This window comes from Sphingomonas sp. (genome assembly GCF_017304615.1).
In the GTDB taxonomy this organism is placed as follows: Bacteria; Pseudomonadota; Alphaproteobacteria; order Sphingomonadales; family Sphingomonadaceae; genus Sphingomonas.
In genome coordinates, this window is the sequence record NZ_JAFKLZ010000001.1 from 1,019,362 (window position 1) to 1,042,093 (window position 22,732).

Genomic DNA, 22,732 nt, shown 5'->3' on the forward strand with positions numbered 1-22,732 from the left:
TCCGGCCTTCGCCGGAGCACGGGTAAGATCTTGCAGGATAGCTTTTAGGCTTTGCCGCCGCCGAACAGACCGCCGGCCAAACCGCCGAGCTTGTCCAGGATTCCACCGCCGCCTTCGCCGCTGATCAGGCTGGCGAACTGTCCCAGCGAGCCTTCGCCGCCGATATGGCCGACAATCTGGCTGAGGATACCCGAATCGAGTCCGGTTTCGGTGGCGGCGGTGTCGACCGTATCGCCCGGTTGCGGGTGCGCCTTGGCGAGCGCTGCGATCGCGGCCTCCGCCTGTTCGGGCGAGATGCCGACCTTCGCCGCGAGGTTGGCGACGTCGACGTTCGAGGTGACTTGACTGAGAATGCCGTCGAGTAGGGACATGGACGTTCCTTGCAGGTTGCGCGGGAGCGAGACGCTCACGCCCGCGCAGGATATACCGCCGCGCCGCTGCTAGGAAGCGAGATCGGGCGCGACATAACCCATTCTGGCCTCGACCGAGAACAGCCGCTCGCGCGAATAGAGCGCCAGCGGCCAGTCGCGGCGCCCCTCCGGCGCGGCGAGCAGCGCGTTGACCTTCTCCACGAGCGAAAGCGCTGGATCGCCGCGTCCCAGGAACCTGCGGACCCCCGCCAGGAATGCCATGGTGATAGTGTGATGATAGCCCTGAGTCGTATCGTTCACGCCCCCGACCGCCTCGTTATAGTCGGAGATTATCCCGCGAAGGTCTCGCTCCGGGTTGATGTCGGCGCGCTCGGTCAGCAGCCAAAGACAAGCGGCAAGGTGCGCCTCGTGCGTCCATTCCTCCTTGGGCAGGGTGCGCGCCAGCAGCCCCTCCCCCACATGGCGGACGGCGTCGTCGTCGGCGAAGAAACGGATCGGATGGTCGGTCATGGTCGGGCTTCCAGTTCGGCGGCCCGACGATGATCGGGCCTTGCTATACGGTGACGGCGGAACGGGGGCCGGATTGTCGCACCCCTTCGTCGACCTGGTCCGCGAATTGCGCGAAATTCTCGGCGAACAGGTCGACCAGGGTGGCCGCGGTCGCGTCATATTCGGCCTTGTTCGCCCAAGCCTCCCGCGGGTCGAGGATCGCAGGATCGACGCCAGGCACGTCGACCGGCACCATGAAGCCGAAATTCGGGTCGCGGCGGAATTCCACCGACTTCAGGCTGCCGTCTAGCGCCGCGTTGAGCAACGCACGGGTTGCCTTGATCGGCATCCGCTTGATCCCCGGCATCGTCGCCTTGCCGCCCGACCAACCGGTATTGACCAGCCAGCAATCGACACCGCCCTTGGCGATCCGTTCCTTGAGCAGGTTGCCATAGACCGACGGATGGCGCGGCATGAACGGCGCGCCGAAGCAGGTCGAGAAGGTCGCGTCCGGCTCGGTCACGCCGATCTCGGTCCCCGCCACGCGCGCGGTATAGCCCGACAGGAAATGATACATCGCCTGATCCGGCGTCAGCTTGGCGATCGGCGGCATCACGCCATAGGCGTCGGCGGTCAGGAAGATGACGTTGTTGGGCACTGGACCCATATTCCGTTCCGACGTGTTCGGAATGAAATCGAGCGGATAGGCGCCGCGCGAATTTTCCGCGAGGCTGGCGTCGTCCAGGTCGAGCTGGCGCGTGACGGGGTCCATCACGACATTTTCCAGCACCGTGCCGAAGCGCTTGGTCGTCGCGAAGATTTCCGGCTCGGCCTCGGCCGACAGGCGGATCATCTTGGCGTAGCAACCGCCCTCGAAATTGAACACCGCGGTATCCGACCAGCCATGCTCGTCATCGCCGATCAGCGTGCGGCTCGCGTCCGCCGACAGCGTGGTCTTGCCGGTGCCCGACAGTCCGAAGAACACCGCCGTGTTTGTGCCGTCGTGCGCCATGTTGGCCGAACAATGCATGGGCATCACGCCGTCGACCGGCAGCAGATAGTTGAGCAGCCCGAACACCGACTTCTTCATCTCGCCGGCGTAGCGCGTGCCACCGATCAGGATCAGCTTCTCGGTGAAATTGACCGCGATCACCGTTTCGGTCCGCGTGCCGTGGCGCGCCGGATCGGCCCGGAAGCTCGGCAAGTCGATGATCGTATAGTCGGGGATGAAACCCTTCAGTTCGCGCGCTTCCGGGCGGACCAGCATCGTGCGGATGAACAGATTGTGCCAGGCAAGCTCGGTCACGACACGCACGTTGACCCGGTTTTCCGGCTGCGATCCGCCGAACAGATCCTGGATGTACAGATCTTCCTTGTCGCGCAGGGCGGCCAGGAAGTCTGCCTTCAGCGCTGCGAAATGCTCGGGCGACATTCCCTTGTTGGTCTTGCCCCACCACACGGTCGATTCGGTTTCGGCGTCGCGCACGATGAACTTGTCCTGCGCGGAGCGGCCCGTGTGCCGGCCGGTTTCTACCACCAGCGGGCCGTCTGCGCTCAGCTTGCCCTCGCCGCGCTGAACCGCCGCATCGACCAACCGGGCCGTCACCAAATTCCAGTGGAGGTCGGCACGGGTCTCGATACCCTGCGACTCGAGCCCGGCGTCCGGGATGCGCTCACTCACGATGGTTTTCCTCAATCCGTTCTGTTTTAACCATGCATTCGTATGCATTGGCGTTGATCGCGCCCATATCGCTCGGCCCAATCGGCGTCAAACGGGCCATTGAGCGTTAACTCCCTTTCCTCTACCCAGCGCGGATGACGGCTACGATCGCGCTCGTTGACGACGACCGCAACATCCTGACCTCCGTGTCGATCGCGTTGCAGGCGGAAGGGTTTCTGACCCGCGTTTATTCGGATGGCGAGACCGCGCTGAAGGCGCTCGTCGACAATCCGCCCGACCTCGCGATCTTCGACGTGAAGATGCCGCGGATGGACGGGCTCGAACTGCTCCGACGGCTGCGCGAGAAAAGCCACATCCCGGTGATCTTCCTGACCAGCAAGGATGACGAGCTGGATGAAGCGCTCGGTCTCGCGATGGGCGCGGATGACTATATCGCCAAGCCGTTCAGCCAGCGCCTGCTTATCGCCCGCATCCGCGCGATCCTGCGCCGCACCGACGCCACGCATGCGGTAGGCGGCGAGGAAGCGGTTGCCGACACGCTGATCGTTCGCGGTCGACTGCAAATGGACCCGGCGCGGCACAAAGTTACGTGGGGCGGCGGCAACGTCACGCTGACCGTCACCGAATTCCTGATCCTGGAGGCGCTCGCGCAGCGCCCCGGCGTCGTCAAGACGCGCAACCAGTTGATGGATGCCGCCTATCAGGACGACATCTATGTCGACGATCGCACCATCGACAGCCATATCAAGCGCGTTCGCCGCAAGTTCCGCGAAGTCGACGACGGCTTCGACGCAATCGAAACATTATATGGCGCTGGCTACCGTTTTTCGGAGGAATAGGGGCGACCGCGACGCCGGCGACCTGTCGCTTCGCTGGTCCGGCAGCCTATCCCTCACAACCCGTATCCTCGCGCTGAACATCTTCGCGCTGGCGCTGCTGGCGGGCGGGTTCTTCTACCTCGATTCATATCGCAGCCGCATTCTCGACAGCCGTAGCGCCCAGGCGAGCCGCGAGGCGCGTTTGATCGCCGCCGCCATGACGGCGTCCTCGCCAGACCATCGCGCCGCGCTGGCGTTGCAACTGGCGCGTGACACGGGCGCGCGCGTCCGCTGGTTCAAGCCTGACGGCACGCTGGCCGGCGACACGCGCGCGATGGGCCTGCGCAACGTCCAGCTGATCGACCCGACGACGCAGGACTGGGGACAACAAGCCGGACGCTTCCTCGACGCGGTGATCGATACGGTGGTGAATTCGCCCCGCGCGCCGCTCTATCGCGAGCGCCAGGCGGGGACCGAATGGCCCGACGTTCGTACCGCGCGAACGACCCAGACTGCGTCCGCGACCGTGTGGCGCGCGCCGGACCGCACACCCGTCATCACCGCGGCGGCCGCGCTCGGCGATAGTGAGGTCGTGATGACCACGGTCAATGCGCGCGACATTACCCAGACGGTGCGCAGCGAGCGGCTCCGGTTGAGCATCGTGCTCGCTATCGTGACGCTTCTGTCTATCTTCCTCTCGCTGTTTCTGGCGCGGACGATCGTTCGGCCCCTGCGGCGGCTGGCGCGCGCGGCGGTGCGGGTCAGACTGGGCCGCGCCCGCGAAGTGGTGGTGCCTCGCCTGCCCTCGCGCCGCGACGAGATCGGTAGCCTGGCGCGTGCGCTAAGCGATATGAGCCAGGCGTTGCGGGCGCGGATCGATGCGACCGAAGCCTTCGCCGCCGATGTTGCGCACGAAATGAAAAACCCGCTCGCCTCGATGCGTTCTGCGCTGGAGGGACTCGGCTCGGTGAAGGATCCCGAATTGCGCGAGCGATTGCTGGCGATCCTGCGCGACGACGTGCAGCGGCTCGACCGGCTCATCACCGACATCGCCGAGGCGTCGCGGCTCGATGCACAACTCAGCCGCGCCAAGTTCGACGCGGTCGATGTGCCCGCGATGATCGCCGGTCTGATCGCTCAGCGTAGCGATCGCGGGATTGAGCGTGGCGTGCAGCTTCGATTCGACGACCGGACGTCCGGTGGTGGCACGGTGATGGGAGAAGGTGCCCGGCTGGAGCGCGTAGTCGAGAATTTGTTCGAGAACGGCATTTCATTCTCGCCCGACAATGGCCTGATCATCGTGTCGGCAACAATCGAGCAACGGGAGCTTGTGGTTAGGGTCGAGGATGAAGGACCGGGGGTGCCTGCCGAAGCACGCGAATCGATCTTCCAACGCTTCCAGTCGATCCGTCCGGAGAATGAGGAGTTCGGCAAGCATTCGGGCCTGGGTCTCGCCATTGCGCGGACGATCGTCGAAGGGCATCAGGGCACGATCGTCGTGGAATCGCGTGAGGACCGGCTAAGCGGCGCCCGGTTCGTTGTTCGCCTGCCGCTGTCGCCAAGTCGCTAGGAGACACGCCATCGCCCTGCCCTCGTCCGAAACGCTTCACGCCACTAGCGTCGCGATCGGCGATCGGGCGGTGCTGATCGAAGGCGCGTCGGGTGCGGGAAAGTCCGACCTCGCGCTGCGCCTGATCGATCGCGGCGCGATGCTGGTGAGCGACGACTATACGTTGCTCACGCGAGTTGGCGATGTCCTGATCGCGTCCGCGCCGGGCACGATCGCTGGGAAGATCGAGGTCCGCGGCCTTGGCATTCTGCCGATGGCTTATGTTGAAAAAGCACCCGTCGCGCTGGCGATCAGGTTGAGCGAGGCGCCCGAACGGATGCCCCTGGACGACCAACGTCGCAGCATCGCCGGGGTTACCCTTCCCGAGGTCGCGATCGACGCGCGATCGGCATCCGCGCCGATCAAGGTCGAACTGGCGCTGAGGCACTTTGCCGGAGCCGCCGCTTGACCGATGCTCGCGAGATCCTGCTCGTCACCGGCCTGTCGGGCGCGGGCAAGTCGACGGTGCTCAAGACGCTCGAAGATCTCGGCTGGGAAACTGTCGACAACTTGCCGCTGCGGTTGCTCGACCGCTTGCTGGCATCGCCGCCGGCGGAGGGTGCGGAGGACGATCATCGCCCGCTGGCGCTCGGCATCGACGCCCGTACGCGCGATTTCGATCCCGGTCGCATCGTCAAACGGATCAAGAAGCTGCGCGACGACCATGCCTATGACATCGGCACGCTGTTCCTCGATTGCGGCGGCGCCGAGCTGGAACGGCGCTATTCGGAGACGCGCCGGCGTCACCCGCTCGCGCTCGACCGCCCGGCGAGCGACGGTATTGCCCGCGAACGCGAACTGCTCGCGCCGCTGCGGCGCTGGGCGAACCGAATGATCGACACGACCGACCTGAGCGCCAACGAACTTGCGCAACAGGTTCGTGCGACTTTCGGCGGCGAGGGTCTGGGTGAACCGACGCTGGCGGTGATGTCGTTCGGCTTTGCACGCGGCGTGCCGCGCAACGCCGACCTGATGTTCGACATGCGGTTCCTGCGCAACCCGCACTGGGACGAAGCTTTGCGCCCCGGTACAGGCCTCGACGCCGACGTGTCGGCCTATATCGCCGCCGACCCGGCCTATGAGGCGGCGGTGTCGAAAATCGAGGACCTGCTCCTCCTCTTGCTCCCCCGCTATCGGGCAGAGGGGAAGTCGTATGTGACGATTGCGTTCGGGTGTACCGGAGGGAGACATCGGTCGGTGCATGTCGCGGATCGGGTCGCTCGGCGGTTGCGCGCGGCGGGGTTTTCGCCCACGGTCGCGCACAGGGACTTGGGGGCAGCGCCGCAGGACTCGCTGGAAGGTGCGCCGCGGACCAGTTTGGGATAGTAGGCAAGCATGATCGGGCTGGTTTTGGTGACGCACGGACGTCTGGCGTCCGAATTCGTGACCGCAATGGAACATGTCGTCGGCCCGCAGGAGCACGTCGAATCCATCGCGATCGGCCCTGACGACGATATGGAGGCGCGCCGCGCGGACATCGCCGCCGCCATCGCGAAAGTCGATCTCGGCCAGGGCGTGATCCTGTTGACCGACCTGTTCGGGGGCACGCCTTCCAACCTCGCCATCTCGCTGCTCGAACGCGGGCGAGTAGAGGTAATTGCGGGTATCAACTTGCCGATGCTGATTCGCTTGGCTTCCGCCCGGAAGACGATGAAGGTCATCGACGCCATTGCCGCGGCGCGCGAGGCGGGACGCAAGTACATCTCGGTCGCCTCCGAAGTGCTCGGCGAGGCCGCCGCTTGATGACGGTCAGCCGCAGCGTCCAGATCACCAACAAGCGCGGCCTGCACGCGCGCGCCTCCGCCAAATTCGTGACGCTGGCCTCCGGCTTGCCGGTCGAAGTCATCGTGGTGAAGGACGGCCCCGGCGTCACCGGCACGTCGATCATGGGGCTGATGATGCTCGGTGCGGCGATGGGCGACACGATCACGATCAGCGCTGAGGGTGAAGGCGCGGAGAGCGCGGTCGGTGCGTTGTGCGAACTGGTCGAGGCCAAGTTCGGCGAGGACTAAGGGTCCAAACTCAAGTGGCACGAGGATCGTGATTGCCCATGGAGGCCCGCCGACAAGGAGCGCAGCGCAGTCGCGTAGCAGAAGCTACGCGCAAGCAAGCGACGATGCTCGGCGGGCTTCCATGGGCAACCGCTGAGCGGCGGGCCGATTTTGGCCCCAGGACATCGTCGCTCCTCGATCACGATGCCTCCTGCATCGCTCTCTCGTCGCTCCTAGCCTGGAACCAAAATCGGCTCCGTCACGACATCGTGTCAATTGAGTTTGGACCCTAAGCATGCTCGAAGTGTTGCGCAACGCGCTGGCGAACAACAACAATATCCTGATAGTGCGGATTTGCACCGCCGGGCAGAAGATCCCCAACGAACGCGCGATTATCGCCGCCGACGAGATCGGCGTCGCTGTCCAGGGCGCGCAGGACGGCGAGTTCTACGTCCAGCCATGGAGCAACATTGCGTGGATCGCGGTGTCGTGAACCGCTAGGCGACCGTCGATGCCGCGCGAAATCACCGCCTTTTCCAACACGCTCGTCAAACGCGTTCGCAGCCTGCGCGACAAGAAGCACCGCCGCGCCGAAGGGTTATTCCTTGCCGAGGGCCTGCGCATCCTGACCGAGGCGCGCGAAGCGCGGCGACTGCCTGAATATCTGTTCTTCACGGCGGAGGGCGCGCGGCATCCGCTGGCGGCGACGCTGATCGACGCGGTCGAAGACAATGGCGGCGAGGCGATCCAGACCAGTCACGATATCCTGTCCAAGCTTTCCGGCAAGGATAACGCCCAGGCGGTGGTCGGCGTGTTTCCCGAATTCACCACCCCCCTCGCCGACCTAGACCGCGCCGCCTCGCCGATCTGGCTGGTCGCCGAGCGGCTGCGCGATCCGGGCAATCTCGGCACGATCCTGCGTACTGGTGACGCGGTCGGTGCTGGGGGACTGATCCTGGTCGACGATTGCGTCGATCCGTTTTCGGTGGAGGCCGTGCGTGCGAGCATGGGGGCGTTATTCACCGTCCCGATCGCACAGGCGCGATGGGAAGAATTCTTGCCATGGTTGCGGTCGGGGCCCGGTCAGCTAGTCGGGCTCAGCCTCCAGACCGAATTTGGCTACCGCGATGCGTCATACACCTCGCCGACGTTCCTGCTGACGGGAAACGAAGCGCAGGGTCTGCCCGAGGCATATGAAGCGGAGTGCGATTTGCTGGTGAAGCTGCCGATGCTCGGGAAAGCCGACAGCCTGAACGCGGCGGTCGCGACCGCAGTGATGGCCTATGAAGTGCTCGCCCGGCCGCGCGGCTGAGCGCTACACCGTCAGCTTGCGCTGCTCCTGGATATATTCGAGCTCGCGCGGCGAATCCTCGTCGTCCGGGTTGATGTTGAGGCACTTGCGATACGCCGCTTCCGCCGCGTTGAAGTCCCCGAGTTCGACGAGGTCATACCCCACTCCCTTGAGCGCCAGGCACCGTTCCTCCTTGGCGCGATCCGGCGTCAGGTCGGCGGCCGCCTCGGCGCGGCGATAGAGATCGAGTGACTGCTGCCACTTCTTCTGCTTCATGAAGATGTAGGCGAGTTCGTTGAGATAGCGCGAATTCTGCGGGGCAAAGCGGACCAGCCGTTCGAACGCGGTCTGCGCCTCGGTCATTTTTTCGAGATCGATCAGCGCATAAGCGGTGACGTATTGCGCGCGGCACCAGCCGGGCTCGATCGTCACCGCCGGCCGGTTCGCCTTGGCGGCCTCGGCGAGATAGCGAGTCGATTGTTCCGGGGTAAGCGCGCAAAATATATCACGCTTTTCCCCCGCATATTGCTTCTCGAAGTCCGCAAGAACCGGACGCATCAGCTCAACGGCCTTGCCTGGGTTCTTGGCGCGGATCGCGGCCATTCCGGCGTCGTATTTGGCGTCGAACGCGGACGAGCGGCCACTTCGATCACGCACCGCGACGGAGGGCATGTCATCGTCGCGGTCGGGCGTGCGCCGGGACGGTTTCACCGCTGGTTCGCCGTCATCGTCATTCTGGGGCACCGGCGTCGCGCGCTCGACAGATTTGCCCGGCGGCTGCTGTTTGATCGTCTGGCCGGCCGCGAGCGGCGTCGCCATGACGATCGCCGCCATGCCTATCGCACTACCCCCAAACACCCCAAAACGCATCGCCCGCTACTCCGACGAATCAAGCTTCCGCCGAACGATCCGCTATCTCGCTCACCGACGCAAGCTTCACGAGGGGGCGCGGCGTCTGTTCGACGATCGGCGGCGATTCGATCGAACGGCCGGCGGTATCGATGTTGAACTCCTCGAAGCGCTTGGCCTGGGTCAGCACTTGTGTCTCCAGGCTGCCGACGAACGCGTTATAGGCGTCGTTCGCGAGCCCGATATTGCGCCCGAGCTTGGCGACATGTCCGCCCATCACCGCAAGCCGCGCATAGAGTTCCTTGCCCAGTTCGGCGATCTGCCGGGCCTCGCCCGCCAGCTTCTCCTGCCGCCATACCGCCGCCACGGTGCGCGCGATGGCGATCAGGTTGGTGGGCGTCGCGAGCAGCACGCGCCGGTCGAACGCAAAATCCCATAGCGTCGGGTCCTGCTCGAGCGCGGCGGACAGGAAATGCTCGCCGGGCACGAACATAATGACATAGTCGGGCGCGTCGTCGAACTGGCTCCAATACGCCTTGGCGCCAAGCGAATTGACGTGGCTGCGCATCGACTGGGCGTGGCGTTGCAGCCCCAGCGCTCGTTCAGCGTCGTCGATCGCGCCGAATGCGTCCTGATAGTCGTTGAGCGAGACCTTGGCGTCGATCACCAGCGCATTCCCGCCGGGAACGCGAATGATCACGTCAGGGCGCAAGCGCCCTCCCTCGCCGTCCGCAACGCTGACTTCAGCCTGGAAATCGGCATGTTCGCTGAGGCCACAGCTTTCGAGCACATTGCGCAATTGCTGTTCGCCCCAGCGCCCGCGCGCCTTGGGTGCGTTACGGAGCGCGTTGACCAGCTTGGACGCTTCGGCGCGGACCGATTCGCTGCCCGCGCGCATCGATTCGATCTGACCCTTTAGGTCGCCGAACGCGTCGCGCCGCTCGGCCTCGACCTTCGCGACACCCTGCTCGTAGCGTTCGAGCCGTTCGTGGACGGGTTGCAACAGCGCCTTCAGATTCTGCCCGCTGGTCGTCTCCGCCTCGCGAAACCGCTCGTCCGCGCGCTGCAGGAACTTGGCCTGCGCCTCGTCGAGCAACTTCTGACCGACTTCGGCGAACTGGCTCGCCAGCGCATCCTTCGCCGCCACCAGCTCGGCGAGCCGCGCCTCGAACGCCTTTTCGCGTTCCGCCGTCGCTGCACGATGCGAATCGAGCGACCGCATCGCGGTGTCGCGTTCCTCGGTCACCTCGGCCAGCAGCTTGCGCGTCAGATCGTGCTGATCGGCATGAACCTTCGCCGCCGCCAGTTCCGCAACGCCGTTCCGCGAGGCAAGGAGCCAACCCAACGCGACACCCACCACGAGAGCGCCGAGCGCCGCCAGAATGATCTCAGTCATGTGCGGAACATAGATCGAACGACCAAGGGATGACAGAGGGATTTTCGCGCTCGGCTTGCCGACGCAGAACCGCGCGCTAGGAACGGATCATGCTGTCCGACATAGAAATCTCCCGCGCCGCGACGCTTCAGCCGATTCAGGCCATCGCCGACAAGGCCGGCATCCCGGCCGATGCGGTCGAGCCTTATGGGCGGTTCAAGGCCAAGCTGACGCGCGAGCATCTTCCCGTCCCGCGCGACCTCGGCAAGCTGATCCTGGTGACGGCGATCAGCCCGACTCCAGCCGGCGAGGGCAAGTCGACCACCTCGGTCGGGCTTGCCGACGCGCTCAACCGGATCGGTAAGAAGACCATGCTCGCGCTCCGCGAACCGAGCCTCGGCCCGTGTTTCGGCACCAAAGGCGGCGCGACCGGCGGCGGTTACGCGCAGGTCGTGCCGATGGAGGACATCAACCTCCACTTCACGGGCGATTTCCACGCCATCACCAGCGCGCACAACCTGCTCGCGGCAATGATCGACAACCACATCCATTGGGGCAATGCGCTCGATATCGACGTGCGGCGGATCGGGTGGCGGCGCGTGCTCGACATGAACGACCGGGCGCTACGTGACATCGCGCAATCACTCGGTGGCACCGCCAACGGTTTCCCGCGTGAAAGCGGCTTCGACATCACGGTGGCCAGCGAAGTAATGGCGATCCTGTGCCTCGCTGACGATCTTGAGGATCTCGAATCGCGGCTCGGGCGGATCGTCGTCGCCTATACGCGCGACAAGAAGCCGATCACCGCCAAGGACTTGAAGGCGGATGGCGCCATGGCGGTGTTGCTGGCGGAGGCGATCAAGCCGAACCTGGTTCAGACTCTGGAGGGCAACCCGGCGCTGGTCCATGGCGGGCCGTTCGCCAATATCGCGCACGGCAGCAACTCGGTGATCGCGACGCGGACGGCGTTGGGCCTGGCGGATTATGTCGTGACGGAAGCGGGGTTCGGCGCCGATCTGGGCGCCGAGAAATTCTTCGACATCAAATGCCGTCAGGCCGACCTGAAGCCATCGGCCGCGGTGATCGTTGCGACGGTGCGTGCGCTCAAGATGAACGGCGGCGTGGCGAAGGCCGATCTCGGCATCGAGGACGTCGCGGCGGTGACGCGGGGCGGGGTCAATCTGGCTCGGCATATCGAGAATGTCCGCCAGTTCGGCGTGCCGGCGGTGATCGCGATCAATCGCTTCCCTACGGATACCGGTGCCGAACTGACCGAGGTCATCGCGATCGCGAAGGCGCACGGATGCGAGGCGGTGGTCTGCACGCATCATGCGAATGGTGGCGCAGGCGCGGAGGGCCTGGCGAAAGTCGTCGCCGAATTGGCCGATACGCCCTCGCAATTCGCGCCGCTCTACGACGACGACCTGCCGCTGTTCGACAAGATCAATACCGTCGCGACCCGCATCTACCGTGCGGAAAGTGCGACTGCCGAACCCAGCGTACTGGCGCAACTGGAGGGTTGGGAGGATGCCGGTTACGGCCACCTGCCTGTATGCATGGCGAAGACGCAGTACAGCTTCTCGACCGATCCCGCCGCGTTGGGCGCGCCGACCGGACACAGCGTCCCGGTGCGCGAGGTAAGGCTGGCGGCGGGCGCGGGGTTCGTCGTGGCGATCTGCGGAGAGATCATGACCATGCCCGGCCTTCCTCGCGTACCCGCGGCAGAAGAAATCAGGATCGGCGCGTCGGGGAAGATTGAAGGCTTGTTCTAGAGCGCGAAAGGCGGGCGGCGGCGACTAGAGCGAGAGCCGCGACCAGCAAGCCGATCGAGCCGATCCCCAGCGCCCAAATCACGATGCGCGCGACGTCGTGGATCATCGCAGCCAAACCGACCGCCAGCGCGAAGCTGGCGACGCTGAGCAGAAACAACCAACCGACGATGCTTTTTTCCATCACATGCCCTCTTGTGTATCATGGTCTTAATACACTCAATGGACAGCTATCGCAAGATCAGGCGGCCTTCCGCAACTTCGCGAGTTTCTTCATCAGCATGTCGCGCTTCAGCTTGCTGATATGATCGGTGAACAGCACGCCGTTCAGGTGATCGATCTCATGCTGAACACACGTCGCCATCAGGCCGTCGAGTTCTTCTTCATGGGCGCCGCCATCGGCATCCTGCCATTTAAGGCGGCAGCGCGCCGGGCGCTCGACCTCGGCATATTGTTCGGGGATCGACAGGCAACCTTCGTTATAGGTTGAGGTTTCGTCGCTAACCGACAGAATTTCGGGGTTTATAAAGGCCATCGGTTTGCGCACGGGCTCGCCGTCCTCTTCTTCCGGCTCCTGCAAATCCATCACGAAGATGCGCTGTTCGATCCCGACCTGGGTCGCGGCGAGGCCGATGCCGCGCGCGTCGTACATCGTCTCGAACATGTCGGCGATTGTCGCGCGTACGCCATCGTCGATCGCCTCGACCGGCTTGGCGACGGCGCGGAGGCCGGGATCGGGAACTTCGAGGATAGTGAGGATGGTCATGCTGGTCAGCTATTGAAGGCGCGCCAGAGCGTCAAGCGACGGGTCGCCGCGCCCGCATCGCCTGGGCGAGCGTGCCCTCATCGAGATAGTCGAGCTCTCCACCCACGGGGAGCCCGTGCGCTAGCTGAGTCAGCCGCACCGGGAATTGCTCGATGCGTTCGGCTATGTAGTGCGCGGTCGTCTGGCCTTCGAGCGTCGCGTTCATCGCCAGCACGACCTCGTCGATCCCACCCGCCTCGACCCGACTGACGAGCCGCGCGATGCCAAGATCCTCGGGTCGAACGCCATCGAGCGCCGACAGCCGCCCGCCGAGCACGTGATACCGCCCCGGGAAGAGCCGCGAACGTTCGAGCGCCCAAAGGTCCGCTACTTCCTCCACCACGCACAGGCTGTGCTGGTCGCGGCGCGGGTCAGCGCACACCGCGCACGGGTCACTCGTGTCGATATTGCCGCAGACCGAGCAGGTCGCGAGCCGGCGGTCGACCGCCTCCAGCGCCGACAGCAAAGGCGCCAACGCCCCTTCCCGCTTCTTCAGCAGATGCAGCACCGCGCGCCGCGCCGATCGCGGACCCAGCCCGGGGAGCCGCGCCAGCGCCTGCGTCAGCGCCTCGATTTCCTGCGATGCCATGACGGAACAGATAGGGGGTTGCGCCCCACCCTGCCAAGCGGTGAAAGGCGCGGCATGCGGACGGAGCGGAGCGGATTGTGAAAATCGTCTTCATGGGAACCCCGGATTTCGCCGTTCCGACGCTCGAGGCGCTGGTTTCGGCGGGTCACGAGGTTGTCGCGGCGTACAGCCAGCCGCCGCGGCCTGGCGGGCGCCGTGGGCGCGAACTGACGCCATCGCCGGTCCATGCGCGCGCCGAGGCGCTGGGAGTTGCCGTCAGGACACCAACAAGCTTGCGGAACGTAGAGGCGCAGGCTGAGTTCGCCGCGCTCGATGCCGATGTGGCGGTGGTCGCAGCTTACGGGCTGATCCTGCCCCAGGCGGTGCTCGATGCGCCCAGGCATGGCTGCCTCAACGTCCATGGCTCGCTGCTTCCCCGCTGGCGGGGCGCGGCGCCGATCCAGCGTGCGATCTTGGCCGGCGACGAGGAGACTGGCGTTGGGATCATGCAGATGGAGGCGGGGCTGGATACCGGGCCGGTTCTGCTCGAAGGCCGAATCCCGATCGGCGGCAAGACCGCGGGTGAGTTAACCGAGGTACTGGCGCGGATGGGCGCTCGCCTGATGGTGGAGGTACTGGCGGACTTGCCCGCTTTCCCACCCCGGCAGCAGCCCGAAGAAGGCGTCACCTACGCTAAGAAGATCGACAAGGCCGAGACGCGGCTCGATTTCGCGCACCCCGCGGAAGTCGTGGAGCGGCAAGTCCGTGCCTTCAATCCGCCGGGCGCTTTCGTCGAAATGACGGGGGAGCGGATCAGAATCCTCGCAGCCGACGTCATCGCGGGCGACGCGACACCCGGCACGGTCATCGAGGGGCTGACGGTTGCCTGTACAACCGGCGCCCTCCGCCCCACCCTCGTCCAGCGGGCGGGGCGGGGCGTCATGACGTCGGACGAGCTTTTACGCGGATTTTCCGTGGCTCCCGGCACCTGCCTGTGACTCGCTTTGCCCTGACCGTGGAATATGACGGCCGGCCGTTCATGGGCTGGCAGCGGCAAGATCATGGGCCGAGCGTGCAGGGCGCGATCGAGCGGGCGGCGCACGACATCACCGGCGAGACGATAACGGTGCACGCCGCCGGGCGCACCGACGCGGGGGTGCATGCTCTGGGGATGCGCGCGCATCTCGACGTCAATCGGGCGATCACGCCGTTCAGGCTTATGGAGGCGCTCAACGCGCGGCTGCGGCCCGATCCGGTCGCGGTGCTGGCATGCGAGTCGGTGCCGGACGACTGGCACGCGCGCTTCTCGTGTCTGGCGCGGCATTACGAATACCGCATCGTCACCCGCCGTGCGCCGTTGACGTGGGAGGCGGGGTTAGCTTGGCGCGTGCCGCAGCCACTCGACGCCGTCGCGATGCACGACGCCGCGCAAGTGCTGGTGGGGCGTCATGATTTCACCACCTTCCGATCGGCGCATTGCCAGTCGGACAGTCCGGTCAAGACTCTCGACCGGCTCGATGTCATGGCGGCGGATGACCGGATCAGCGTGTTCTCCTCCGCGCGATCGTTCCTGCATCATCAGGTGCGGTCGATGGTCGGGTGCCTCGCGCTGGTCGGTCAGGGAAAATGGACGCGCGATGACCTCCAGGCGGCGATGGAGGCTACGAATCGCGCCGCCCTCGGTTTCAACGCGCCGCCCGACGGGCTGTATTTCCTGCGCGCTGACTATCCTACCGGCTGAACCGCGCTGCGAGTTCGACATGGGTCGACCAGCGGAATTGGCCGACCGGCTGAATCCAATCGAGGCTGTACCCACCATCGCACAACGCCCGAGCATCGCGTGCGAAGCTACTAGGATTACAGGAAACATAAGCGATGGAAGGAGTGCGCGCCGCCGCCAGCGCCGCGGCCTGATCCCGCGCGCCTGCCCGCGGCGGATCGAGAACGATCGCCTCGAAGCGATCGAGTTCCTGCACGGTCAGGGGGCGACGATATAGATCGCGGTGATCGGCAAAGACTTGCCGCCCTGCCCGCGCGTTTGCGCTCTTGAGCGACAGGATGGCGTCACGCGCCGCCTCCGCCGCATAGATCTTGCCGTCGAGCGACAAGGCGAAGGTGCCGAGGCCCGCAAACAGGTCGGCGATGGTTGCAGCGGAACCGATCGCCTCGCGCGCTGCCGCGACGAGCGCCGCTTCGCCGTCCGCCGTCGCCTGGAGAAAGGCGCCGTGAGGAAACGGCACCGGAACGCCGCCAAGCGTTACCGTCACCGGCTCCGGCTCCCACCGCGTTTCGGGGCCGAGACCGTCGTCAACGGCGAACCGCGCGATCCCATTGTCCTGACAGAAGGCGATAATCGCTTCCGCCGCCGCCAGCCCCTCCGCGCGGCAACCGACCAACAGATCGACGCCTTGGTCGCAAGAGGTCATCTGGATGTCCGCGCGGCGTTTCATCCCCAACCGAGCGAGCAACTTGCGTAGCGGCGCCACGACCGCGAACAGTTCGGGCGCGAGAACGTGGCATTCCTGAATATCGACCAGCGCGTGGCTCGTTTGCTCAGCAAATCCGATAGTTATGCGGCCACCCTTCGTTTCGGCATGAAGCGTCGCACGGCGGCGCGAGCGCGGCGGCGACAGGATCGGCGCGCGAATGTCGGCCTCCAGATCGTGCGCCGCGAGCGCCCTGGCGATGCGATCGACGATGAACTGCGCGTAGGCCGCATCGTCGAGATGCTGGAGCTGGCATCCGCCGCAAACCGGGAAATGGCGGCACGGCGGCGTCTGATGATGCGGCCCGTGCGTCAGCGATCCATCGGCGTTGAGAATGTCGCCCGGCGCGGCCAGCGCGGCATGCCGCCCGTCCGCCGTGACGCCATCGCCGCGCGCAGCGACGCGGACGATCGTGTCCGCACTCATAGCAACGCTCGCACGGCTGAAAGCTCGCGCGCGAGGTCGTCGGCGATGAACGCCCCGCCAAGCCGCCGCGCCGCTTCGCCGTGCATCCAGACCCCCGCGGCCGCGTCATCGTCATGCGCGCATGAGCAGATGGCGGCGGCAATCGTTCCTGCCAGCACGTCGCCCGACCCCGCGGTCGAAAGCCACTTGCTGCCGGCGAGCGTAACCACGGTGGACCCGTCGCGGCCAGCGATCACCGTGTCTGGGCCCTTGAACACCACTGTCGCGCTCGCGCGCGCTGCAGCTTCGCGCGCAGCGTTTATCTTGGTGCCCGACCAGTTCCCGAAGGCCGCAGAAAACTCACCGGTGTGCGGCGTCATGACCACGCTGTCGCGCCAGTCGCGCCTCGCGAAATTCGCAAAGGCGGCGTCGTCGAGCAGATGCAGCGCATCGCCGTCGATGACCAACGCCCGTCCGGTCCCAATCGCCGCAGCCAGTTTCTCTCGCGCCTCTTCATCGCGGCCCAGACCCGGGCCGATGACGATCACCACATTGGCCTTCCCTGCAACTAGATCATTCAATGCGGTGGGGTCCCACTCGCGCCGGACGATCGCGTCGGGCAGCCCTGTAGGTTCCCCTTGGTCGCCAAACAGTACCAAATAGCCCGCGCCGGCATGCGCCGCCGCCTTGGCGGCAAGATGCGCCGCGCCCGGCATCCGGCCCGCAATGACGACGACCAGTCCTCTTGAATATTTGTGGCTGAGCTGCGTCGGAAGGAAGAATTCGGGTCGCTGGATCACAAGTGGAAGTGGTTCGTCGGGATGGACCAGGTAAGAATCTATTCCGATGTCGATCAGCCGAACGGCGCCGCAATATTCGGCCGCCGGCATCAGCAGGTGCGCGGGCTTTACCGCGCCAAGCGCGAGGGTAAGGTCCGCAGGTGGAATTCGGTCCTCGTTGAAGACCTGTCCTGTGTCGGTCGCGACATGGCTGGGCAGATCGACGGCGATGGTAAGGCGCGCCTGCTTCCCAAGCTTGCCGACCTGTTCCGCCAGACTGTCATCGAGCGCGTCGCGCAACCCGGTCCCAAAGATCGAATCGACTATCAGCGAGCATGCCGCTGCGGTGTCGATCGGTTCGGTCGGGCCGTCCCATCGCGTTCGGGCAAGGATGGCCGCCTCGGTCTTCGGCTCACCCGTCGCGGCGACGCGCACGTCCACGCCATTCGCCTTCAGCACGCGCGCCGCGACATAGCCGTCGCCGCCATTATTGCCGGGCCCGCACAGGATCAGGACGGGCGACCCGGCGGCGAGGCGGCGGACGGCCTCCGCGACGCCGGCCCCGGCGCGCTCCATCAGCCCCTCGACGCTCGATCCGGCAGCGATCGCCCGCTCCTCCGCCGCGCGCATCTGCGCGGCGGTGAGGATCGGCTGGCCGTTGATCGGGATCATTTGCCGCCCCTTGCCTTTACGGTCGCAGGCAGCCGATAGCGGTCGCCGCCGATCGCGACCTCTATCCGGCCGTCGCCGATGACCGTAACCTTCGCTTCTTCCGCGCCGTCGGCGGCGATCACGCCGCGGCCGTCCTTGACGACGAGCAAGCGGTGAAAGCCGTTATCGGGGCGGCGAACGGTCAGGATCAGTCCTTCGGCCAACTCGGTGCGCTCCACCGTGCAGTCACGCGCAAATGTCGCTGCACCGGCGGCGGCGCATTCGATCCGGTCGTCGCCACCCGCCGCCGCCTGGGCGTTGTCGATGGCGTTGGACATCGCGCCTGGATCGGCCCGCTGGCTACATGACGCCAGCGCGAGAACCGACAATATCGCGCTAAATATCCGCATAGACGTGCGTTTCGGCCGCCGCCCCAGGATGCGTGACCGCGCCCTGCGACGCCGGACCGACGGTGCGCGAATACCGCCACAACACACCCGACTGATAGTCGTTCACGCGTGGCTTCCATGCGGCACGGCGCTCAGCGAGCGCAGCGTCGGGCACGTCGAGGTCGATCGTTCCCGCCTCGGCGTCGATGCGGATCGTGTCGCCGTCCTGGATCAGCGCGATCGGTCCGCCATCGGCCGCTTCAGGTCCGACATGGCCGATGCAGAAGCCGCGCGTCGCGCCGGAGAAGCGCCCGTCCGTGATCAGCGCGACCTTCTCGCCCATGCCGAGACCGTAAAGTGCCGCGGTGGTCGACAGCATCTCGCGCATCCCGGGACCGCCCTTGGGCCCTTCGTAGCGGATGACCAGCACTTCGCCTTCGTTGATCGATCGCGCCTCGACCGCGGCGAAACAATCTTCCTCGCAATCGAAGCAGCGCGCCGGGCCTTCGAACTGCAGCCGGTGCATCCCGGCCACCTTGACGATCGCACCGTCAGGCGCGAGCGACCCGCGCAGGCCGACGACGCCACCGGTCGGGCTTAACGGCGTCCTGACGTCGTAAATCACCTTCTGATTGGGATTCCACGTAACTTCGTCGATATTCTCGCCCAGCGTCTTGCCGGTGACGGTCAGGCACGAGCCGTCGAGCAGGCCATTATCCAGCATCGTCTTCATCAACATGTAGACGCCGCCGGCCTCGTACATGTCCTTGGCGACATACTGCCCGCCGGGCTTGAGGTCGGCGATATAGGGCGTCGACTTGAACGCTTCGGCGACGTCGAACAGATCGAAATCGATGCCGGCCTCGTTCGCCATCGCCGGCAGGTGGAGCGCGGCGTTGGTCGAGCCACCGGTCGCCGCCACGACACGCGCGGCGTTGACGAAGGCCGATCGCGTGCAGATGTCGCGCGGGCGCAAGTTACGCTCCAGCAAGTCCATCACCTGATGCCCCGCCGCGACCGCGATCTGTTCGCGCGTCGTGTAAGGAGCCGGAGCCATATTGCTGTTCGGCAAGGATAATCCGATCGCCTCGCCGACGCAGGCCATTGTATTGGCGGTGAACTGGCCGCCGCACGCGCCATGGCCGGGGCACGCGACCTTTTCGAGAGCGTGCACTTCGCTCAGCGGGCATGTCCCGGCGGCATATTTGCCGACCACTTCGAACACATCGACGACGGTCACGTCCCTATCGTGGAAACGGCCGGGCAGGATCGATCCACCATAGACGAAGATCGACGGGATATTGAGGCGGAGCATCGCCATCATCATGCCGGGCAGCGACTTGTCGCACCCGGCAAACCCAACCAGCGCATCGTAGCAATGCCCGCGTACGCTGAGTTCGACCGAATCGGCGATGACTTCGCGGCTGACGAGCGAGGATTTCATCCCCTGATGCCCCATCGCGATGCCGTCGGTCACGGTGATCGTGTTGAAGCGCCGCGGCATGCCGCCGTTCTGGATCACGCCCTCGCGGGCGGCGTCGGCCTGGTCGTCGAGGCGCGTATTGCACGGGGCGCTGTCATTGCCCGCGCTGGCCAGCGCGACGAACGGGCGGGCGATGTCATCCTCGGTCAAGCCCATCGCGTAGTAATAGCTGCGATGCGGAGCGCGTTCGGGGCCGACCGAGACGTGGCGGCTCGGCAGGGTCGATTTGTCGAAACGATTGGTCATGGCGCGACCGCCTATGTCGCCTGAGGGGGCTTTGGCGCAAGACTATTACGCGAGGGTGGATTCGAGTTGCCACCAATTGGGGTGTGTCGTCGCGATAGCGCTATGTGCCTCAGCCCTGGCGATTTCGCTGTCGAACAGCGCGAAGCAGGTGGCGCCGGAGCCGGACATTCGGACTAACCAGGCATCCGTCTTGCGCAACGCGGTCAGGACGTCGGCGATCTCAGGGCATAGCTCGATAGCAGGTTGCTCCAAGTCGTTGCGTCCGGCCATCGCAATTTCTCGCGCCGTACCTTCGAACAGACCGCCACGATCGACACCATCCCACGCCGCAAATACCGGACCGGTCGCGAGCGGCACGCGCGGGTTGATTAGAAGCACCGGGCAGCGTTCAAGATCAGCAGACGCCATATGGAGGTCAGTGCCCACCCCCCTTCCGATCCGCGTGCGGCCGACGATGCAAGCCCCGACATCCGCGCCGAGATGCGCCGTCGTCAAAACCAGTTCCTTGTTGTCTCCGTTGTGGACGTAGCGCCGGTCGAGCAGCCGGATCATCGCCGCCGCGTCGGCCGATCCTCCACCAACCCCCGCCGCGACGGGCAAATTCTTGGTCAGCGTGACGGAAAGTGGCGGAATATCGCCCAGTTCCCGCATCGCGGCCAAGGCGGACAATATCAGGTTGTCGGTGGTCGAAAGGCCGTCCGCGAACGGCCCGACGATGGTCAATTCGTCAGCCTGCGCCTCCTCGACTTTCAGCAGGTCGCCGTCACGACAGAACGCGAACAGCGTTTCGATCTCGTGATAGCCGTCCGGCCGGCACGCGCGGACGTGGAGCGCGAGGTTGATCTTGGCGGGGGCGCGTGCGGTGATCGTCACGAGCCACCCCATATTATGTTCCCGCGAAGGCGGGAACCCAGGGTCAAGCAATATGCCGGTCGCGATATAACCCTGTGCTCCGGCCTTTGCGGGAGCAAAGGCTGCGTCACATATTCGGGTAATTGGGGCCCCCGCCCCCTTCGGGTACCACCCACACGATATTCTGCGTCGGATCCTTGATGTCGCACGTCTTGCAGTGAACGCAGTTCTGGGCGTTGATCACGAACTTCGGATCGCCCTCTTCCTGGCCGACGATCTCATAGACCCCCGCCGGGCAGTAACGCTGCGCCGGTTCGTCATACATCGGCAGGTCGTAGTCGACCGGGATGTTCGGGTCCTTCAGCGTCAGGTGGACCGGCTGGTCCTCCTCGTGATTGGTGTTCGACAGGAACACCGATGAGAGGCGATCGAAGGTCAGCACGCCGTCCGGCTTGGGGTAGGCGATCGGCTTGACCAAGTCCTTACGCCACAGCGTTTTGTGGTCGGCATGGTGCTTCATCGTGAAGGGCATTTTGATGCCGAAACTTTCGAGCCACATGTTGATGCCCGCCAGCACCGTGCCGAACAGCTCGCCGTATTTTTCAACCAGCGGCAGGACGTTGCGGACGACACTGAGCTCCTTCTTCACCCAGCTATCGTCATAAGCGGCGGTATAGGCGGTAAGTTCGTCGCCTTGGCGCTGCGAATGGACGGCGTCATAGGCGGCTTCGGCGGCCATCATGCCCGATTTCATCGCGGTGTGCGTGCCCTTGATCCGCGGCACGTTGAGGAAGCCGGCGGTGTCGCCGATCAGCGCTGCGCCTGGCATCACCAGCTTGGGCACGGACTGATAACCGCCATCGCTGATCGCCCGCGCGCCGTAGGATACGCGCTTGCCGCCCTCCAGGATCGCGGCGATCGCCGGATGGGTCTTCCAGCGCTGCATTTCCTGGAACGGCGAGAGATAGGGATTCGAATAATTGAGCCAGGTCACGAAACCCAGCGCGACCTGACCGTTCGCCTGGTGATACAGGAATCCGCCGCCGTTCGACCCGCTCTCGCTGAGCGGCCAGCCCTGCGAGTGGATCACGCGCCCGGGGGCGTGATTTTCCGGCTTGATGTCCCACAATTCCTTGATGCCGAGGCCATAGACCTGCGGCTCGCAATTCGCGCGGAGGTCAAAACGGTCGACCAGTTGCCGGGTCAGGTGGCCACGCGCGCCTTCCGAGAAGAAGGTGTATTTGGCGTGGAGTTCCAAGCCCGGCTGGTAGTCGCCCTTGTGGCTGCCGTCGCGCGCGACGCCCATGTCGCCGGTGGCGACGCCCTTCACGCTGCCGTCGTCATTATAAAGGATTTCCGCCGCCGCGAAGCCGGGGAAGATTTCGACCCCCAGCTCCTCCGCCTGCCCAGCGAGCCAGCGGCACAGATTGCCCAGGCTGCCGGTGTAGGTGCCCTTGTTGTGCATGAAGCCGGGGGTGAAGATATGCGGCATCGAGAACCGCTTCTTCTTGGTCAGGATCCAGTGCTGGTTGTCGTTGACCGGCACTTCGGCAAGCGGACAGCCCTTGTCGCGCCAGTCGGGGATCAGTTCGTCGAGCGATTTCGGATCGATCACCGCGCCCGACAGGATGTGCGCGCCGACTTCCGAGCCCTTTTCCAGCACGCATACGCTGATCTCGCCGTCTTTTTCCGCGGCAAGCTGTTTCAGCCGGATCGCCGCCGACAGGCCCGCCGGCCCTGCGCCGACGATCACCACGTCGTACGGCATCGATTCGCGTTCGCTCATCCCCAACTCTCCAAACGCCTGTCGTCGCTGAGCGACAAC

General features: G+C 65.2%; 25 protein-coding genes. 11 read left to right on the plus strand and 14 right to left on the minus strand.

Features of this window, described 5'->3' with window-relative positions; all coding sequences use genetic code 11:
- Positions 1 to 44 precede the first annotated feature (44 nt).
- From J0J06_RS05125 to J0J06_RS05135, 3 genes are all read right to left on the minus strand, one after another.
- Entirely contained in the window at positions 45 to 371 is a 327-nt protein-coding gene (locus J0J06_RS05125) for a hypothetical protein (protein WP_294040252.1), read from the minus strand.
- Between the two features lie 69 nt (positions 372 to 440).
- Complete coding sequence (locus J0J06_RS05130; protein WP_294040253.1) at positions 441 to 881, minus strand: hypothetical protein; 441 nt, start codon at positions 879 to 881, stop codon at positions 441 to 443.
- Positions 882 to 924: 43 nt separating this feature from the next.
- Positions 925 to 2,541 carry a phosphoenolpyruvate carboxykinase gene (locus J0J06_RS05135; RefSeq protein WP_294040254.1) on the minus strand — a complete coding sequence of 539 codons (1,617 nt, stop codon included), beginning with the start codon at positions 2,539 to 2,541 and terminating at the stop codon, positions 925 to 927.
- Between the two features lie 134 nt (positions 2,542 to 2,675).
- On the opposite strand from J0J06_RS05135, the gene J0J06_RS05140 reads away from it, so the two are divergent.
- The 8 genes from J0J06_RS05140 (at position 2,676) to J0J06_RS05175 (ending at position 8,271) form a co-directional block, all read left to right on the plus strand.
- Positions 2,676 to 3,380, plus strand: a complete 705-nt coding sequence (locus tag J0J06_RS05140; RefSeq protein WP_294040255.1) for a response regulator transcription factor — start codon at positions 2,676 to 2,678, stop codon at positions 3,378 to 3,380.
- Positions 3,349 to 4,929, plus strand: coding sequence for a stimulus-sensing domain-containing protein (locus tag J0J06_RS05145; RefSeq protein ID WP_294040256.1), 1,581 nt, complete (start codon positions 3,349 to 3,351; stop codon positions 4,927 to 4,929). Before J0J06_RS05140 ends, J0J06_RS05145 begins: the two co-directional genes overlap by 32 nt.
- Positions 4,930 to 4,939: 10 nt before the next feature.
- Complete coding sequence (locus J0J06_RS05150) at positions 4,940 to 5,377, plus strand: aldolase (protein WP_294040841.1); 438 nt, start codon at positions 4,940 to 4,942, stop codon at positions 5,375 to 5,377.
- Positions 5,374 to 6,294, plus strand: coding sequence for an RNase adapter RapZ (gene rapZ / locus J0J06_RS05155; protein ID WP_294040257.1), 921 nt, complete (start codon positions 5,374 to 5,376; stop codon positions 6,292 to 6,294). Before J0J06_RS05150 ends, rapZ begins: the two co-directional genes overlap by 4 nt.
- Before the next feature lie 9 nt (positions 6,295 to 6,303).
- Positions 6,304 to 6,711, plus strand: coding sequence for a PTS sugar transporter subunit IIA (locus J0J06_RS05160; RefSeq protein WP_294040258.1), 408 nt, complete (start codon positions 6,304 to 6,306; stop codon positions 6,709 to 6,711).
- Complete coding sequence (locus tag J0J06_RS05165; protein WP_294040259.1) at positions 6,711 to 6,980, plus strand: HPr family phosphocarrier protein; 270 nt, start codon at positions 6,711 to 6,713, stop codon at positions 6,978 to 6,980. Before J0J06_RS05160 ends, J0J06_RS05165 begins: the two co-directional genes overlap by 1 nt.
- A 274-nt stretch (positions 6,981 to 7,254) precedes the next feature.
- A complete protein-coding gene (locus J0J06_RS05170) occupies positions 7,255 to 7,452 on the plus strand; it encodes a hypothetical protein (protein WP_294040260.1) in 198 nt (65 codons plus the stop codon).
- 18 nt (positions 7,453 to 7,470) lie between these two features.
- Complete coding sequence (locus tag J0J06_RS05175; RefSeq protein ID WP_294040261.1) at positions 7,471 to 8,271, plus strand: RNA methyltransferase; 801 nt, start codon at positions 7,471 to 7,473, stop codon at positions 8,269 to 8,271.
- Between the two features lie 3 nt (positions 8,272 to 8,274).
- On the opposite strand, the gene J0J06_RS05180 is transcribed toward J0J06_RS05175, so the two are convergent.
- Both J0J06_RS05180 and J0J06_RS05185 read right to left on the minus strand, forming a co-directional pair.
- Positions 8,275 to 9,084, minus strand: a complete 810-nt coding sequence (locus J0J06_RS05180) for a tetratricopeptide repeat protein (RefSeq protein WP_294040262.1) — start codon at positions 9,082 to 9,084, stop codon at positions 8,275 to 8,277.
- A 55-nt stretch (positions 9,085 to 9,139) separates the two neighbouring features.
- Positions 9,140 to 10,495 carry a DNA recombination protein RmuC gene (locus J0J06_RS05185; protein WP_294040263.1) on the minus strand — a complete coding sequence of 452 codons (1,356 nt, stop codon included), beginning with the start codon at positions 10,493 to 10,495 and terminating at the stop codon, positions 9,140 to 9,142.
- Between the two features lie 89 nt (positions 10,496 to 10,584).
- Here J0J06_RS05185 and J0J06_RS05190 point away from each other — a divergent pair, with 89 nt between their 5' ends.
- Entirely contained in the window at positions 10,585 to 12,246 is a 1,662-nt protein-coding gene (locus J0J06_RS05190) for a formate--tetrahydrofolate ligase (protein ID WP_294040264.1), read from the plus strand.
- Here the strand turns inward: J0J06_RS05190 and J0J06_RS05195 are convergent.
- Genes J0J06_RS05195 through recR form a run of 3 tightly spaced genes read right to left on the minus strand, consistent with a single transcriptional unit; the run spans position 12,206 to position 13,637 of the window.
- Positions 12,206 to 12,427, minus strand: a complete 222-nt coding sequence (locus J0J06_RS05195; RefSeq protein ID WP_294040265.1) for a hypothetical protein — start codon at positions 12,425 to 12,427, stop codon at positions 12,206 to 12,208. The genes J0J06_RS05190 and J0J06_RS05195 overlap by 41 nt on opposite strands.
- A gap of 57 nt (positions 12,428 to 12,484) precedes the next feature.
- Entirely contained in the window at positions 12,485 to 13,009 is a 525-nt protein-coding gene (gene def, locus J0J06_RS05200; RefSeq protein WP_294040266.1) for a peptide deformylase, read from the minus strand.
- A 31-nt stretch (positions 13,010 to 13,040) separates the two neighbouring features.
- Positions 13,041 to 13,637, minus strand: coding sequence for a recombination mediator RecR (recR, locus tag J0J06_RS05205; protein WP_294040267.1), 597 nt, complete (start codon positions 13,635 to 13,637; stop codon positions 13,041 to 13,043).
- Positions 13,638 to 13,714: 77 nt separating this feature from the next.
- On the opposite strand from recR, the gene fmt reads away from it, so the two are divergent.
- Together fmt and truA are read left to right on the plus strand one after the other, a co-directional pair.
- A complete protein-coding gene (gene fmt, locus J0J06_RS05210; protein WP_294040268.1) occupies positions 13,715 to 14,614 on the plus strand; it encodes a methionyl-tRNA formyltransferase in 900 nt (299 codons plus the stop codon).
- Complete coding sequence (truA, locus tag J0J06_RS05215; RefSeq protein ID WP_294040269.1) at positions 14,611 to 15,357, plus strand: tRNA pseudouridine(38-40) synthase TruA; 747 nt, start codon at positions 14,611 to 14,613, stop codon at positions 15,355 to 15,357. The genes fmt and truA overlap by 4 nt, the downstream gene beginning before the upstream one ends.
- On the opposite strand, the gene J0J06_RS05220 is transcribed toward truA, so the two are convergent.
- The 6 genes from J0J06_RS05220 to J0J06_RS05245 form a co-directional block, all read right to left on the minus strand.
- The gene (locus J0J06_RS05220; protein ID WP_294040270.1) at positions 15,347 to 16,528 is read right to left on the minus strand and encodes a class I SAM-dependent RNA methyltransferase; all 1,182 of its coding nucleotides are present in this window, start codon (positions 16,526 to 16,528) and stop codon (positions 15,347 to 15,349) included. The genes truA and J0J06_RS05220 overlap by 11 nt on opposite strands.
- On the minus strand, positions 16,525 to 17,958 hold the full coding sequence (locus J0J06_RS05225) for an NAD(P)H-hydrate epimerase (RefSeq protein WP_294040271.1): 1,434 nt from the start codon (positions 17,956 to 17,958) through the stop codon (positions 16,525 to 16,527). Before J0J06_RS05225 ends, J0J06_RS05220 begins: the two co-directional genes overlap by 4 nt.
- Positions 17,955 to 18,275: a hypothetical protein gene (locus J0J06_RS05230; RefSeq protein WP_294040272.1), complete on the minus strand. Its 321-nt coding sequence runs from the start codon at positions 18,273 to 18,275 to the stop codon at positions 17,955 to 17,957. Before J0J06_RS05230 ends, J0J06_RS05225 begins: the two co-directional genes overlap by 4 nt.
- 58 nt (positions 18,276 to 18,333) lie before the next feature.
- A complete protein-coding gene (gene ilvD / locus J0J06_RS05235; protein ID WP_294040273.1) occupies positions 18,334 to 20,055 on the minus strand; it encodes a dihydroxy-acid dehydratase in 1,722 nt (573 codons plus the stop codon).
- Between the two features lie 45 nt (positions 20,056 to 20,100).
- Positions 20,101 to 20,940 carry a 4-(cytidine 5'-diphospho)-2-C-methyl-D-erythritol kinase gene (locus J0J06_RS05240; protein WP_294040274.1) on the minus strand — a complete coding sequence of 280 codons (840 nt, stop codon included), beginning with the start codon at positions 20,938 to 20,940 and terminating at the stop codon, positions 20,101 to 20,103.
- 94 nt (positions 20,941 to 21,034) lie between these two features.
- Positions 21,035 to 22,693, minus strand: coding sequence for an electron transfer flavoprotein-ubiquinone oxidoreductase (locus tag J0J06_RS05245; protein ID WP_294040275.1), 1,659 nt, complete (start codon positions 22,691 to 22,693; stop codon positions 21,035 to 21,037).
- Positions 22,694 to 22,732 lie beyond the last annotated feature (39 nt).